Raw genomic sequence first — 15,459 nt, 5'->3', positions numbered from 1 at the left:
TTTAGTTCCTCCCTGTCTTTTCATGTTCCGTTAAATAATGATAAAGAGCTCCATATAAATTCGCATCACTTTGATAATGACAGCTGACGATTGTTGGATCAGCTACATGGAATGGATTTGCTTGCTTTAACTCTTTTACGGTTTGCCGAATTCGTTCTGTCACAATTGGCTGCGCACTGATGCCGCCGCCAATTGCAAACACTTCTGGATCAAAAATATATTGGAGATTCAAAATCTGCACTGCAATGCTCCGGCAAAATTCATCAAAGATCTGATTCGCAGCAGCATCGCCAGCATTGATAAATTCGAATGCTTTCTTCCCATCTGTGATATCCGCAACTTCTTTTTCCTTATTGATACGTTTGATCATGTTGACAGCGGAGCCAGTTCCTCCGAAGAAGGTAGCTTTCTTTGATTCCGCATCAACTGCTTCCATCACATAACTCAGTTCTCCTGCAAGCAGATTTCGGCCATGGTGAACTCTGCCATCCATGAGGATACCGCCGCCCACTCCGCTGCCAAGCACTAAGACGATAGCATCACGCTTGTCCTTAAGGCTGCCGAGCCAAAGCTCTGCGAGAGCTGCACAGCGGCCATCATTTTCAACTGCAACTGTCACACCATAGCGCTCCTTGAGCTTTGCTTTCATATTCACGCCATGCTGGAACGGGAAAGACCCGCCATTATAAATAACACCGGTGTCTGTGTCGACAGCTCCTGGCGTGCTGACTGCAATGCCACGTACATCCTCGCTGTACATGTCATCGATGCTAGCAAACAATATCTTATCGAAAGCTTCGATATTTTCTCTGGAAGATGGTCGGCTGTCCTTTTTGATGATTTTGCCGCCTCTATCCATTAAAGCGGTTTTGACCAAGGTTCCGCCGATGTCTACTACTAGATACATGCTCAGCACCTCCTCCAGTTGTCCTATTACAAAAACCCTGCATGTTTATGATATAATGACACCGATTACATTTCTGGTATTAATTTCGTTTTTTTGGTAGTTACTTTCTACTTTCTGCAATGGAGGTTATGTATGCCGAACGAATGGTCCACCGTCACACGATTGCTTCACCAGACTTTTTCTATACCTGTTACATATCAGTCAGAAGCCGCACTCTCCCATGTTCCATATCTTATGGAAGAGGCTGCTGGAGTGTCTTTATACATACCATTTGAAGGTAATGGAGGTATGCTGCAGCTTGGCCCTACACTCGAAGCAAACCTATCAAAGGATAGATTAATCGATATCGGCTCACTCGCTTATTACATGCTGTACCAGAGAGAACTAGATACGGCTGCACTGCGAAAAAGCTCCTTTGAACTGCCGATGATTAAATCAGCTGAAAACAGACAGAATATCATTTTGCACCATCACCCTTATTTAGAGGAAAAGCTTTTCGATTGTATTCGTGCCGGCAAGCCTGAGCTCGTTAAAAAACAGCTGCTGAGCTTCCCGGATGAATTGAGCGGAACATTGGCGAAGCAAAATGCATTGCGGAACCGGAAGAACCTTGCTATAACAGCAATCACATTAGCAACACGAGCCGCTATCAACGGAGGATTGGCACCAGAGCTTGCCTTTACGATGAGTGATGTGTACATCCAGCAAATCGAGGAGAAGACAAATCTACCTGCACTGATCCGTCTCCAAACTGAAGCACTGTGCGCATTTGCTGAAAAAGTAAGCGACATAAAGGCAGGGACCTATTCGCGCAAAATCGCCCATTGCGTCCACTATATCTACCAGCACCTTTACGAGGTTTTCACACTAAAGCAGCTGGCCGATATGCTAAAAATGAATCCAACTTACTTATCCGCCCGATTCAAACAGGAGGTCGGCATGCCGATACGAACTTATATTCAGCATCTTCGCATAGAGGAAGCCAAGCTTTTGCTGAGGATGACGGATCAATCACTGCTGCATATTTGTGCTCTGCTCCACTTTCACGACCAAAGCTATTTCACGAAAGTGTTCAAGAAACATACCGGCCTCACACCTCGGAAATTCCGGGAGCAGACATAGAAAAAGCCGACAGCAGAAGCTGTCGGCTTTAAATTAATTTGCTGGCTGATTCGATTTTTTTGCACGGATGACAGAAGGTCGTCCGATGCTATAATAATCGATATTCGCTGTTTCTACATAGCTGAGTGGATAGCAGTTACGGCCATCAATAACGATTGGCTGTTTCATCTGCTCTTCGTAAACAGTTAGCGGAAGATCCTTGAACTCATCCCACTCTGTCACGATGATTGCTACATCAGCATCCTGCAGTGCTTCCTTTGTACTTGCTGCATAATGAACAGTCTCTGGAAGCAAACGCTTCGCATTGTCCATGGCGATTGGGTCAAATGCAGAGATGTTCGCCCCAAGATCAGTCAATTTCTGTGCAAGAACAATACTTGCTGATTCGCGCATATCATCGGTATTCGGTTTGAACGCAAGACCAAGCATCGCAACTTTCTTATCTTTCAATCCACCGCGTAGAACCATTTGTGCGATATCAACAGGAATTTGCTGCTGCTTGTTATTTACATTAATAACCGATTCTAACAAGTCAAACGTATGATTCACGTCACCGGCTATCTGAACGAGCGCTTTCGTATCTTTCGGGAAGCAAGAGCCGCCATACCCAATACCAGCATTCAGGAATTTATCTCCGATACGTTTATCCATACCCATTCCTTTAGCAACATCCTCAATATTGGCACCAAGCTTACCACAAATCGTACCAATCTCATTGATAAAGCTGATTTTCGCTGCCAGGAAGGCGTTAGACGCATATTTGATCATTTCGGCACTCTCGATATCCGTACGGAATACGGGTACGCCGAATGGTTTATTAATTTCTTCGATTAGATTTGCTGCTTCTTCAGACTCTGAACCGATTACGATACGGTCACCGTTGTATGTATCGTATACAGCAGAGCCTTCCCGAAGGAATTCCGGATTGGATACAACCTCAATCTGTACATCACGATCCAGTGCTTCTGTGATCCAATGCCTCACAAGCTTGTTCGTACCGACAGGCACCGTACTCTTTGTAACTACAACAGCACCTTTATCTGTTACATGAGCAGCGATGTCTCTTGCTACCTGCTGTACAAAGTCAAGATTAGCAGAACCGTCCGCTCTCTCTGGGGTACCGACAGCAATATAGATAGCATCCGAATCATGGAAGGCGATGCTGTGGTCAGTCGTGAAATGAAGATTGCCTCTTTCGATATTTTTGGTCATTAATTCTGCTAGACCTGGCTCATAGATTGGAGACAAGCCTTGATTCATCTTGGCTACTTTCGTCTCATCGATATCCACGCATGTGACATCATGTCCGATATCAGAAAGTGCCACTCCCGTTACTAAGCCTACATATCCTGTTCCAACAATTGCAATTTTCTTCATTTTTACGATCCCTTCTTGTTTCGAGGTGTATAAACACTTCTACTAAGCTATTGCTTAACCAAAATTTTTCTAATGATATTGTTAATAGTTTACTATAAAATATCCAATTTGCGGATATAATTTACTGTATTTTTTCATTAAATTTACAATTTTAATGTGTATGTAAAGGGTACATAAAGTTGTACCCTCTTTTATTCTTAACTATTTTCTGCATTCCTGAATAAATGTACTGTCCCGGAGCTTTCTTTTCACTTCTTTGCCCCAATTCTTCACAGCATCCTCTGTAGTGCTTTCAATCGCGGCAATTTCCTTCACTGCATAACCATGGATTATGTACCAGTACACCCATTTCCATTGTTTATCAGTCAGTGTATGTTTGACACGCTTCCAGAATTCTTGCTTCTCGATTAAGTCGATTTCTTGCTGGATTGCTTCCTTTGTGTGGGCTTCATTGATGATGAGGTCGGTCTTTTCTTGTTCGCGGATGATTTTTCTGAGGTAGTCGATGAGTCGGTGACGTATCATGTGACTGGCGTAGGAATCGAAGGTGCCTTTTGTTTCATCATATCCGTTGTAGGCAAAAAATAATGCCATCACGCCTTCTTGCAGAAACTCATCGTGAGTGTCCCTGATACCTAATCGGTGGATATGGTAATGAATCATATTCTTGTACTGCTCGAGAATTGTATGAAAATCAATATTGCGGATGTCCGACATCGGTATCTTCTCCCTTAGTTTTTTATGGGCAGAACAGCTTATCAACCTCTATCCTCCTTGGCAAAAATTAGGACTTTTTATTCACCCCTCGCTATTCTGTCTTATAATCGAATGTTTTGCAAGAAAAGGGTTAATTTACCATATTCGACATCTTGAAGTATAAACCGCTCGTTTTTACAGTTACTTAACTGCAAGATTTGTCGCATTTTCGAGAATCAAAAAGAAAACACGCATTTTCTATTAAGAAATGCGTGTTTCAGCTAGTGTATTAATAATTTGTAAAAATAAAAAGATGGACTACCCTTCCACTGCTCTGAATAGGCTGTACAAGTCAGCCAAAAGGAGGCCAAGCATGGGTAATATACTCAATTATATATTATTAGGAGTCAGTCTCTCCGCACCCGTCGGACCAGTCAATGCTGCTCAAATGGAAAAAGGAATCCGCGGGGGATTCCTGCAAAGTTTATCTGTCGGGTTCGGTGCTATGCTGGCCGATATCCTGTATATGCTGCTTGTCTATCTTGGATTTTATCATGTGATCATGATTCCGGTCGTTCAGTCTTTTCTTTATTTCTTCGGCAGTTTCGTCTTCCTTTATCTTGGTATAGAGAGCGTTCTGAAAACGCGGACGTTGACTCGTGCCAGCATGACGACAGTTGCTCCACTGCAAGGACTCCGTTACGGATTCTTTCTCGCTCTCGTCAATCCAATCTCTATCATGTTCTGGGTCGGTGTCTACGGCTCCGTACTCGCCAAAATTGTTGAGCAAGGTGAGGCAAACCATTTGCTTCTCTATACGATTAGCATCTTTGTTGGTGTGTTTTTATGGGATAATGTGATCGCACTTTTATCCAGTAGTCTGCGCCGTTTCTTGAACGATCGGCTCCTACGGCTGATCACTCTTGTATCCGGAATGTCTTTGCTCGGGTTCGGTATCTATTTTGGGTATCTAGGCATTTTGAGTGTGCTCTGATTTCTTACGTTTTACCCAGATACCGATGATCAGAATAAGTACAGCGAAGCCGGCACTTACATACAAGCCTGGACGTATTTCGGCTTCAACTGCTGTTCCGCTGATTCCTGCGAGCAGAAGGATACCACCAATGATCGTGACCAACTTATTACCCATCTTGAATTTTTCGTTTTTCCATGCAGAAGCTAAAATGAACAGCCAATTATATAACAGCAGCAATCCTGCCGCTGTGGTGATGTACTCATAAATTTTCCCGGGCAATAATAAAGCGGTGATAATACTAGCAAGCAAACCTACTGCAGCAAGCGACATACTAGCTAATGGCAAATCCTTATATTTCAGCTTCTTGGCAAAGAGCTGCGGAGCGTCTTTGTCTTTCGCTAATGTAACAAGTAAATTAGTTACTGCAAACAGTGCCGCACATAAAGTAGAGAATCCGGCGATGATGACAGCTGCATTGAACACATGCGGAAAGAAATCAAGCGGTGTCTTCGATAGTGCTGTAACAAATGGACTTTCATTCATTTTGAAATCGTGCGTTTTGACCATACTGATAGCTAACAGCAAAGAAACGACATAAAGTATCGCCAAACCAATCAGCATGACTGTCCCCGCCTTTGCCGCTTCTTCCTTCTTCTTCAACTGCATAGACATCAGTCCGATAACTTCAATACCCCCAAAAGCGTAGAAAGCATATATAAGCGAAGCCCATAATCCTTTGTATCCATCATGCAGGAAGGATTCCTCAAATGGCTTATACGTCGATTCCGTAGAGATGACATTAAATAAGACAAGTGCTGCTAATACTATAAACATTGTAATTGCAGCTGTCTTGACGACCGCAAATATATTCTCCATCTTATTGAACCCTTTCGCTCCTGCCAATACGACGATAATCGCCAGCACTGCGTAGATAGCAGAAAACACCCACAAAGGGATCTTCTCGAACCAGAACTGACTCAGGAGTGAAATTGCGGTCAGCTGACTGCCCATGATTAGGATATTTGAGCACCAATAGCTCCAACCGCAGCTGAAAGCAGCCCAGCCACCGAAAGCTTTGCCTGCATAATAACAAAACGACCCTTCCTGTGGATCATTCGCTGTCATCTTAGCTAGTGATAGAAATACAATCAGTGTACCAATCGCAGCCAAAACAAAAGAAATGACGATGGAAGATCCAGTCAAATGGATACCAATTACCGAACCAAGAAAATACCCCGTCCCGATCGTACAGCCGATCCCGACAAGCGACAGCTGCCACCATTTCATATTACCTGTATTTGATGTCTTACCCTGCCCGTTATTACCTGGATGCTTTTTCAATTCCCGTTCCCTCCTCGTCCTGTTAGTATGAGAAGTAACGTTGGAATTATGTAAGACAAGCGTGGTATGATGTTCTTATTGATTACGCAAAAGGAGCAGTATAATGGATTCTAAACCATCTAAGGGTAAAAAGGCGTTCTTCTACACTATGCTAGTATTACTAGCTGTAATGATGATCTTAACGATTTATTTCGTGATTGACGGATATAGCGATTTGCTTTGAATTTAAAGAGCTCTTCCTTTACAGGAACAGCTCTTTTTTTGTATTTTCTTGCTTATGTGACACCTTTTGACTCCTCCCTCCATACTTTTGTAAAGGTTTTGTAAATTAATTAAGCTTCACCTTTACATACCCTTAACAATTAGACATAATAATCGTGTTTGAGGCAGATTATTAACCTTAGGGGTGGAAATTTTGGAAATTAATTTTCAGGAACTTATCTTCTCATTTATCGGGGGATTAGGTATTTTCCTATTTGGTATCAAGTCGATGGGAGATGGACTTCAACGATCGGCTGGAGATAAATTGCGTGATATTCTTGATCGATTCACAACAAATCCTTTAATGGGTGTACTAGCCGGGATGCTCGTCACTATTTTGATTCAAAGCAGCTCTGGTACTACTGTTATAACGGTTAGCTTGGTAAGCGCTGGATTCATGACTTTGCGCCAGGCAATCGGTGTCATTATGGGTGCTAATATTGGTACAACGATCACTGCATTCATAATCGGTTTGGATGTCGGTGCCTATTCACTGCCAATTCTAGCGGTCGGTGCCTTAATGCTATTCTTCTTTAAAAACAAAAAAATCAACAATATTGGTCAAATCTTCTTCGGTTTCGGTGCATTGTTCTATGGACTTGAACTGATGAGCGGAGCAATGAAGCCGCTACGCAGCTTAGAATCTTTCCACGATCTAACGGTGCAGCTAAGCGACAGTCCAATTTTGGCAGTAGTGGCTGGTACGCTATTTACAGTTGTCGTTCAAAGCTCTAGTGCGACAATCGGTATTCTGCAAGGATTATATTCGGAGGGGCTTGTCGATCTTCAGGCAGCATTACCTATCCTCTTCGGAGATAATATCGGAACGACGATTACAGCTGTCCTTGCTTCCATCGGTGCTTCCATTGCAGCAAGAAGAGCAGCAGCAACACATGTACTATTCAACTTGATCGGCACAGTAATCTTCTTAATCCTGCTTATTCCGTATACTGCAGTGGTAAACTGGATGCAGGCAACATGGGATTTGAACCCTAGTATGACCATTGCATTTGCACATGGAACGTTTAACATTACGAACACGTTGATTCAGCTTCCATTTGTAGCTGTACTCGCTTGGATCGTTACGAAATTGATTCCTGGTGAGGATAAGGTAGTTGACTACAATACAAAAGGGCTGGACCCAGTTATGATCCAGCAGTCTCCTTCTGTGGCACTAGGCAATGCGAAGCAAGAAGTTGTACGTATGGGAGAAGTGGCTGTTCAAGGTTTGGAAGAAACAAATCAATTCTTACAGACAAAACAAGTGAAACATGCAAATAATGCTTATCAAATAGAAGAAGCAATCAACAACTTCGACCGCAAGATCATGGACTATCTCGTCCAAATTTCCGCTGAGTCACTGTCCGCTCAGGAATCGGAGGAGCACGGTGCATTGATTGATGCAGTCAGCGATATCGAACGTATTGGCGACCATTTTGAGAACATCATTGAGCTCGTCGAGTACCAGCAGACCAATAAAGTTAAAATCTCAACCTCTGCAATGGAAGAATTGACAGATATGTTCCTCCTTACAACAGATACAGTTCGAGAGGCTATGCTTTCCTTGCAAAACAATGATAAAAAACAAGCATCACACGTTGTCGAACAGGAAAAGAAAATTGATATGCTTGAACGTAAACTGCGCAAGCAGCATATCCAGCGCTTGACAGAAGGCTCTTGCAGCGGCCAATCCGGTGTTGTCTTCATCGATATCATCAGCAACCTCGAACGAATTGGAGACCATGCAGTGAATATCGCAGAAGCTGTGCTCGGGGAATCGAAGCATATGCATACAGTGAACTAACAAAAGAACTCCTATCCAGCCGGATAGGAGTCCTTTTTTGTTCTTATCAGACCTCTTGAAGAGCAGCATCCTTCACAGTAAGATTCTCACTTGGGGTCTCACGAGACAATATTCTTTTAATGTGTCCACTTTCATCAAACACCGTAACTTTTCTCCTTGTACCATTCTCAAAAAAGTCGACTTCCTGTTGTAAAGAAGATCCATCCGGATAATAAACAAAACGCTTCACTTGTTTATTATTTTGGAACTGAACCGCTCGGTGCGGCTTATCTTTTTTGTAAAATATCTTTCGGAAGTAAGTTCCGTCCGGGTTGTACTCTAGTTTCGTGTACAGACTGCCATCCAGATAAAAATCCGTTTTATTTTCCAAATTGCCCTCTTCATCATATTTATAGGAAGACGCCATTCTTCCTGCTCGTTTGTATCCTTTTGCATAAAGTACTTCTTGTAGTTTCCCATTTGCTGAAAACACTCTGGCAGTATGCAGGAACCCTTGCTGGAACTCATGCCTTGCAACTAATGCATTGTAGTTATACAGCAGGATAGAAAAATCATCTTTTCTAAACAAGATCTTTACCCTTTGAAGTTTATTGATAACAATCGATACTTCATTGGCTTTTTCGATATAGTTACTTCCCTCTCGTAATAAACGATATCCTCGGGTGCTCCAAGCAACTGCTGCCGCGAATTTACCCGTCTCATCTGGTGTGTAAATATAATGATTTCCTTCTTTGATTATCACTTTTGCTATAATTTTATTCCTGACATAAAACATGAAACCGCGTTTTGCACCGTTAGGATAATAAATTTTGCACATTCTCAATCCATTTTTATCGTGGAAGAGTGCATCGACTGGCTTGTGATCCGGTATTTCTGTTAGAAGCAGTCTTCTATCTGTCTCGAATCCTGAGGTAATATCCAAGATAGTTTGCTGAAGCTTGAAAAGGTGAAGATTATCATCAGCAATCAGCTTTTGCTTCTCCTCGTCAGCTGGATTCCCACTCACAATACCATCTAATGCAGATAAGAAGTCCTGATAATATTCGTCATTATAATGATAATAACCCCGGCCGTATACATGGTCATGCGTGGAATAGTAGTCCACATGCTTGAGTTCGATAATATGGATTTCAGGAAATTTTGCTTCAATGTATTCGTATAACGAGCTTAAATATAAATTAGTCTCTACTGCTCTTTTGGCACTGTACTTCCGATGACCTTCATCTGGAAATGTATAAGAGAGAGGAACAAGCTGTTCCCCGTCCGAAACCTTAAACTGAGCAAAGGCTTTATGCAGAATGACCTGTTCTAAAGGATAATACTCCTGCAGACCTTCGATAAAGATATCGATGTAACGGTATAAATCGTCAGCATTACCTGGTTCATTCAGAAAATCCACTCCGAAGCTCTCCAGAACCTTCTGGATCTCTGGACGGCGTTCCACATAGGACTCCCCGATTTTAAGTGTAGGCATCCGTTCGTCAATCAAATCGAAAATGAAGTAATCTGCGCCGCCAATAATGAACTGCTTGGTGAAGCTATCATCTACCTGTTTTAAAACGAAGTCACTGACACTTTCATTATTCGTAAGCTGTAGCTTTATTTCTCTAATAATAGCAGCCTCATCAGCAAGAGCTGCTGGAGCAGTGGAGATGACCTTTAAAGGCTTTTGGAAGATATATTTATTTACTTTGTATGTTTTCTTGTCCTGATAATTGAAGGACTCTCTCGTTACGCAAGAACCTTTTATTTCGATATTCAACATCAGCCAATCCCCTCTCCTTATCGAGAATATTACGTATATAGTTGTATGTTTCTTCCGTATTGTTTCCGTCGGTTCTCTCAACCATCAGGCTGAACTTCGATTGGTAGGCAGCTTTCTGCTCCTGTGGATAATTGCTCTGGATAAAAGCATTCAATTGATTGAAATCGTATATAATGTCGCCAAATGCATTTTCCTTTTGTAAGATGTTCCGGGCACCATATTCCTTCTCAGCCTTTACTTTATCCTCCCAATAGAAGATGACATTGCTTCCGCCAGCAAAAGCATAGAACGTAACTGATGAATAATCAGAGATGAGCACCTTACTTCTAAGTAGAATATCTTTTATATCTCCAGCATATAGCTTGGATTTTATTTCGGCATAGATATCAGGGAATTGATCACGCAATATCACCTTTGCTTTCGGGTGCAGCACTACATTGATTTTTTTCCCTTCATAGAAAGGATCACTGTGGATCATACGGATGAATTGGATGTACCTGCCCACATAAGATCCCTCAGTTTTACCGCCTGTCAGATCCCAAGGTCTCCATGTAAGCATGAAGGTTATTTCTTCTTTTTGGACTGTCTCTTTTGATTCGACGTACAGGTCCAGATTAGGAAGGCCGGTAGGTATAATATCTTCGTTTGTATAATTTGCATACTTCAAAAAATTCCGACTTTCTCTTCTGGAACTCGTTACGATATAATCCGGTGCAATCGGCACTCTTTTATTGAAGTAGCCTCTTTCGAATACATTTGTGGCTAATGCTACACCATGCTGAAGGAATATTTTATTTTTATTATCCAGAATCTTCTTCTTGATCAATCGATCATTATCGTACAGACGACGCTGGATATGAGTAGCTAAATCTGAGGAAATCAATGCATCTGCTTTGAAGATATTATAAAAGCTTCTTAGCGTATTTTTCTTAATAATATATTCCTTGCCAAACTGCTCGATTAATGCAGGATATAAGTCCGATTTAGCATCAATAATGAATCTTGCCATTGTATCTTTTTGCTGTCTGGCGTATTTAAAGATTTCATAAGCCGACTCGCTGGCTCCTTCACAAAACTTCTCAAAAAGAATGATCCGATTATTTTTACGAGCGAATAGTTTCACAATCACATACGCAATTGCCTCTTTCATTACGATCGATTTATGCAGCTTGTTGGAGTACACAAATACTAACTGACCAGTTACAGATTTTCTCATAAATACAGATAAACTCTTGCTTATACGGTAATTGAACGTGTTGTAAAGATAATGCTTGCGGCTGTACTTATCAAATCCGCTCTTCTTGAACGGATAATAATAATTGGCCGTATCGTTATGTATTCGAAGAAACATTGGTAAATTGATCGAACTTGTTTCTATGTATATTTTTTCCAGATCCTTGGTTGGTATGATGCAAAAGAATGTATGACATAACAACTTCAGCTTACTGGTATTGAATGTATTCTTCTCACGTATTGTCTTTGAAAACAAATACTTGATCGGAAATCTATATTTCTTGTCATATCCGAGGGCAATCTCATATTCCTGTATATTTGTATACCTGAATCGTAAAACTCCTATGAACAAGATCATATTAAAAAGAGGAATGCTCCAGACACGCTGTGAAGGAGCTAATTCAGCTTTTTCAATAATCTGCTCTTCCGTAAGTCGTTTATGCTTCCGAGTCACAATGAAGGATAATCTCATCCGCTTGTCCAAATAAAAAATCACTTGCTTTCCTTTGTGGTAGACAATTTCCTTAATCGTAACGGTATGAGACTCGTCGTTCTCTTCCGAAATAATCTGGCCTGCTGCATCATACACATAGTATTTCTTATTGGAGCTTCTCTTTCTCGTAATCAAATTCACTGAACCGTTGAAGTCCAGAAAACCATCCTTGAAAACGAGAGAGCCATTAGATACTTCGCTGTAGACGGACAATCTGCTGTCTCCTCTCATATCTTTACTAATAATTTACAAATAAAAAAGATAATTAACATTCGCTTAAAATTATAGATTCATCCTTCTTAGCACGAAAGATGACGAAAGTAATGAACTTTTTTAGTCGAAATAGATATAATCAGCAACTTTTCTCCCGTCTTTTTCCTTACTAGTTCCAATTAAATCATTCTTCGCCTTTCCATCTAGGACAAGAGATGTGCTTCCTCCTCCATCCAGCACATATGCAACCCTTATGTATTTTATTTTATTTTTGATGATGTGATAAAAGTCCGTATAGGTTATTCCACTATTCTGTTCTGTCCTGCCATCGAATGTATAGATGTATGTATTGTTATAATAATCCTGCATAATGATTTGCCGAGGATTATCGATCCTTATGTTCGGAATAGAAAAGGAGCGATAATAGTTTTTCCACTCTCCTTCTACAACTAAAGGAAAGAATCCTTGCCATGTATTCACGATATTCTTCGTTTTAATCTCTTTATCTGCAGCCCGCGACTGAAACGTATACAGCCGTCCTGCATGATCACTGCCAAGCAGCCAGCTATTACCCAAATCACTTTGCTCTCTTTGGAATTCTCCATCTTTCATTTGGATACCATAAGCCTCACCCTTGTCGGGATTGAATACACTAGCATTAATCGCCACACTGGGTCCATGCCGCTCTGAAAAGGATAGTACTTCTTCTAACCCCTTGCCGAAGCCATCATTTGCATACGCCTTTTTAACGGGTGACGTCTTACCAATCTCATTTTGATAATAGATTTTCGTTACATAGTATAGTGAATCATTGTAGTCGTAGGAATTAAAAACCACCTTTGTTTTATCATAGGTGGAAGGGGAAAGGTTTATGGGAAGGATGATGAGTGATAGCAATAATGTTAAGCAAATCAAACCTATTTTTAATGGCTGCTTCATGCTGTGTGCTCCTTTTAGTTGTCTCAGGTTAGTAGTAAAAACATAAGTATTATCTAGGTTATCATTATTATTTTAAGGTATAAATAGAGCGATAAGGCTAGATGATGTGAGGCAGGAGCAGTTAAAAACAGTTCTGATTGCACGGGTAAGAACAAGGCTTTCTAATTAATTTATAACAATTATATGGGTGATAATAAGGACAAAAGAAATAGCCTCCCAATATTTAGGAAGGCTATTTCTCGAAGTCTTTAGGAAATCATATCGTGGACTTTATCTCGTTCCTCTTGAGAAACTTCATAATAGTATACCTTATCAATCGTTGTACCTGTTCCTTGCATCTGATAGTTCTCAGAGTTCTGGCGTACATTTCGGTAATTTTTAAATAGATCGGTCATTGTGGAGAAGTCCATGTTTGTCTGAACATTGTCTCCTAGCGCACTAAGTATGTCATCAATCTTATTCACAGAGTTAATGCTTGCACCTTTGTCGATTACCGCTTGGATTACTTGACGCTGACGCGCGTTACGTCCAAAGTCACCATCCGGATCCAAGTGGCGCATACGTACATAGCCCATTGCTTTCGGTCCATCTAACTGTATTTCACCTTGTGCATAATGGTAGCCCTTCTGGTAATATCCTTCATCAATCCAGTCAAGCTGGTTATTAACAGTAATACCACCAACTGCATCAACAAAGTCAGACAGACCTTCCATATTCATTTCTGCGAAATAATCGATATCTGTATCAAGGAAGTTCTCTACCGTATCAATTGCCATATCCACACCGCCGAATGCATAGGCGTGGTTAATCTTATCAGTCGTACCATGGCCTACAATTTCCGTGCGTGAGTCACGAGGAATGCTTATTAGTTTCATAGAATCAGTCGATGGATCAATCGACAGCACCATCAAGGCATCGGAGCGGCCCGCATCGTCGTCACGCTGATCTACTCCAAGGAGCAATACATTCAATTTCTCTTGATCCTTCACTTTTGTAACTGATTGTTTCATATCAATTGAGTCTGAGCCTTTTTGCATTGTGTTAACTGTAGTCTTCGCTTTATTGGCAGCGTAGATACCTGTTGCTGCTACTGCAATTATTAATACCGCTATAATACTTAAGGTGACTTTCAGCCAAGTCCTTTTCTTTTTACGCTTTTCTTTCCTACCCAAAACCATATCCCCCTTATTCTGTTACAACTGGAAATTAAATTATATCATGAAAAACCTCTTCTTTTTCCGTATTATTGTAAAAAGAAGAGGTCTATATTACTGATTTAAGAAGGTTTGAGCTTCCTGGGCATTCTGTTCCAAGCCGCCCACATTAAATTCCAACACTGCTCCCACATCGTAGCGAGCATCATGATATGTGTCGTCCACAGGAATACGCATGGTCTCCATATCCTCTGTTTTTCCTCTTAGGACATCTGTTCCCATTGATAACAACAAACCATTACGGACATTCGTAGTGACATACCCATTAGCAATACCAATCATCTTCGGCAGCTTCGCAACAGTCGTCACACTGGCAACTTCTTCTTTCAGCTTGCCAAGGACTTCTTGCTGACGCTGTACACGGCCATAATCACCATTCGCATCGTGGCGGAAACGGCTATATGCTAACAGCTCTTCACCATGAAGTTTCTGAGTACCTTCCGTTAATTGGACACCCAACGCTTTCTCATCAGTCGTCATTTCCGGTGTTACTGTCACTTCAATTCCGTTCGGTGCTACTGCATCAACAAGCTTTTCAAAGCCCTTGAAATCTATTTCTGCGTAGTAATTAATCTCAATACCGAAGTTTTCGGTGATTGTCTTACGTACTAGCTCCGGTCCGCCTATTGAATAAGCGGCATTGATTTTATTAAAACCGTAGCCTGGAATATTCACATACGTATCGCGCATGATAGATATCAGCTTGGGCTGCTTCGAATCTGAGCTGTAATTGGCAATCATTATTGTATCTGCCCGTGCACTATCTCCTCCGCGGGAGTCACTGCCGAGTACAAGTACATTTACATTATCCACATTCTCATCCGAACCATTGAATTCGACTTCATCACTTAAGTTGTTATCTGCGTTCGCAGCTCGCGAGGCAGAAATATATTCATATGCAGCATAACTTCCAATCGCTAAAAATGCGATCAGGAATACCATCATAAACAGTCTGAATTTGCGCACTTTCTTTTTCTTACGCCTCTGACGTTGTAATGTCACAATTATCCGCCTTTCTGAAAATACCTACTAAAGATAATAGCATGAAATACCTATATGGCATATAGTTTTTATAATTTTTGCAAAGAATATCCAGCATAAATAATTCATCTTGATAC

12 protein-coding genes are annotated in these 15,459 nt (G+C 41.2%); 3 read left to right on the top strand and 9 right to left on the bottom strand.

The genetic code is table 11. From position 1 onward, the window contains the following. Window position 1: 1 nt before the first annotated feature. Complete coding sequence (locus CHH58_RS10455) at window positions 2–907, bottom strand: ROK family protein (protein ID WP_095262492.1); 906 nt, start codon at window positions 905–907, stop codon at window positions 2–4. A gap of 132 nt (window positions 908–1,039) precedes the next feature. Here CHH58_RS10455 and CHH58_RS10450 point away from each other — a divergent pair, with 132 nt between their 5' ends. After that, on the top strand, window positions 1,040–2,029 hold the full coding sequence (locus CHH58_RS10450) for a helix-turn-helix domain-containing protein (protein ID WP_095260424.1): 990 nt from the start codon (window positions 1,040–1,042) through the stop codon (window positions 2,027–2,029). A 33-nt stretch (window positions 2,030–2,062) separates the two neighbouring features. Here the strand turns inward: CHH58_RS10450 and CHH58_RS10445 are convergent, their stop codons facing one another. Together CHH58_RS10445 and CHH58_RS10440 are read right to left on the bottom strand one after the other, a co-directional pair. Then, window positions 2,063–3,406 (bottom strand): UDP-glucose dehydrogenase family protein, encoded by a 1,344-nt coding sequence (locus tag CHH58_RS10445; protein WP_095262491.1) that lies wholly within the window; start codon window positions 3,404–3,406, stop codon window positions 2,063–2,065. Between the two features lie 201 nt (window positions 3,407–3,607). Further along, window positions 3,608–4,123: a sigma-70 family RNA polymerase sigma factor gene (locus tag CHH58_RS10440; protein ID WP_095228953.1), complete on the bottom strand. Its 516-nt coding sequence runs from the start codon at window positions 4,121–4,123 to the stop codon at window positions 3,608–3,610. Window positions 4,124–4,475: 352 nt separating this feature from the next. Between CHH58_RS10440 and CHH58_RS10435 the strand changes: the two genes are divergently transcribed. Then, window positions 4,476–5,096, top strand: coding sequence for a LysE family translocator (locus CHH58_RS10435; protein WP_095228951.1), 621 nt, complete (start codon window positions 4,476–4,478; stop codon window positions 5,094–5,096). Here the strand turns inward: CHH58_RS10435 and CHH58_RS10430 are convergent. Continuing rightward, complete coding sequence (locus CHH58_RS10430; protein ID WP_095229112.1) at window positions 5,073–6,365, bottom strand: amino acid permease; 1,293 nt, start codon at window positions 6,363–6,365, stop codon at window positions 5,073–5,075. The two genes, CHH58_RS10435 and CHH58_RS10430, sit on opposite strands and share 24 nt — an antisense overlap. 469 nt (window positions 6,366–6,834) lie before the next feature. On the opposite strand from CHH58_RS10430, the gene CHH58_RS10425 reads away from it, so the two are divergent. After that, on the top strand, window positions 6,835–8,484 hold the full coding sequence (locus tag CHH58_RS10425; protein WP_170937594.1) for a Na/Pi cotransporter family protein: 1,650 nt from the start codon (window positions 6,835–6,837) through the stop codon (window positions 8,482–8,484). 46 nt (window positions 8,485–8,530) lie between these two features. Here the strand turns inward: CHH58_RS10425 and CHH58_RS10420 are convergent, their stop codons facing one another. The 5 genes from CHH58_RS10420 to CHH58_RS10400 all read right to left on the bottom strand — a co-directional run bounded on the left by CHH58_RS10420 (window position 8,531) and on the right by CHH58_RS10400 (window position 15,343). Continuing rightward, complete coding sequence (locus CHH58_RS10420; RefSeq protein WP_095262490.1) at window positions 8,531–10,249, bottom strand: DUF6270 domain-containing protein; 1,719 nt, start codon at window positions 10,247–10,249, stop codon at window positions 8,531–8,533. After that, window positions 10,167–12,188, bottom strand: coding sequence for a CDP-glycerol glycerophosphotransferase family protein (locus CHH58_RS10415; protein ID WP_170937593.1), 2,022 nt, complete (start codon window positions 12,186–12,188; stop codon window positions 10,167–10,169). The genes CHH58_RS10420 and CHH58_RS10415 overlap by 83 nt, the downstream gene beginning before the upstream one ends. 120 nt (window positions 12,189–12,308) lie before the next feature. Then, on the bottom strand, window positions 12,309–13,127 hold the full coding sequence (locus CHH58_RS10410; protein ID WP_095232322.1) for a phosphodiester glycosidase family protein: 819 nt from the start codon (window positions 13,125–13,127) through the stop codon (window positions 12,309–12,311). Between the two features lie 248 nt (window positions 13,128–13,375). Beyond that, window positions 13,376–14,299: an LCP family protein gene (locus CHH58_RS10405; RefSeq protein WP_430980835.1), complete on the bottom strand. Its 924-nt coding sequence runs from the start codon at window positions 14,297–14,299 to the stop codon at window positions 13,376–13,378. A gap of 96 nt (window positions 14,300–14,395) precedes the next feature. After that, entirely contained in the window at window positions 14,396–15,343 is a 948-nt protein-coding gene (locus CHH58_RS10400; RefSeq protein ID WP_249275098.1) for an LCP family protein, read from the bottom strand. Window positions 15,344–15,459 lie beyond the last annotated feature (116 nt).

Origin of the sequence: Terribacillus saccharophilus (genome assembly GCF_002272745.1) — a bacterium.
GTDB lineage: Bacteria > Bacillota > Bacilli > Bacillales > Amphibacillaceae > Terribacillus > Terribacillus saccharophilus_B.
This window is presented reverse-complemented; position numbering and strand designations above follow the sequence as displayed.

Bases quoted from the DNA above. Each gene is read 5' to 3' on its own strand.
- CHH58_RS10455 (WP_095262492.1), bottom strand. From the start codon at position 907: ATGTATCTAGTAGTAGACATCGGCGGAACCTTGGTCAAAACCGCTTTA.
- CHH58_RS10420 (WP_095262490.1), bottom strand. From the start codon at position 10,249: ATGTTGAATATCGAAATAAAAGGTTCTTGCGTAACGAGAGAGTCCTTC.
- CHH58_RS10430 (WP_095229112.1), bottom strand. From the start codon at position 6,365: ATGAAATGGTGGCAGCTGTCGCTTGTCGGGATCGGCTGTACGATCGGG.
- CHH58_RS10450 (WP_095260424.1), top strand. From the start codon at position 1,040: ATGCCGAACGAATGGTCCACCGTCACACGATTGCTTCACCAGACTTTT.
- CHH58_RS10440 (WP_095228953.1), bottom strand. From the start codon at position 4,123: ATGTCGGACATCCGCAATATTGATTTTCATACAATTCTCGAGCAGTAC.
- CHH58_RS10445 (WP_095262491.1), bottom strand. From the start codon at position 3,406: ATGAAGAAAATTGCAATTGTTGGAACAGGATATGTAGGCTTAGTAACG.
- CHH58_RS10435 (WP_095228951.1), top strand. From the start codon at position 4,476: ATGGGTAATATACTCAATTATATATTATTAGGAGTCAGTCTCTCCGCA.
- CHH58_RS10410 (WP_095232322.1), bottom strand. From the start codon at position 13,127: ATGAAGCAGCCATTAAAAATAGGTTTGATTTGCTTAACATTATTGCTA.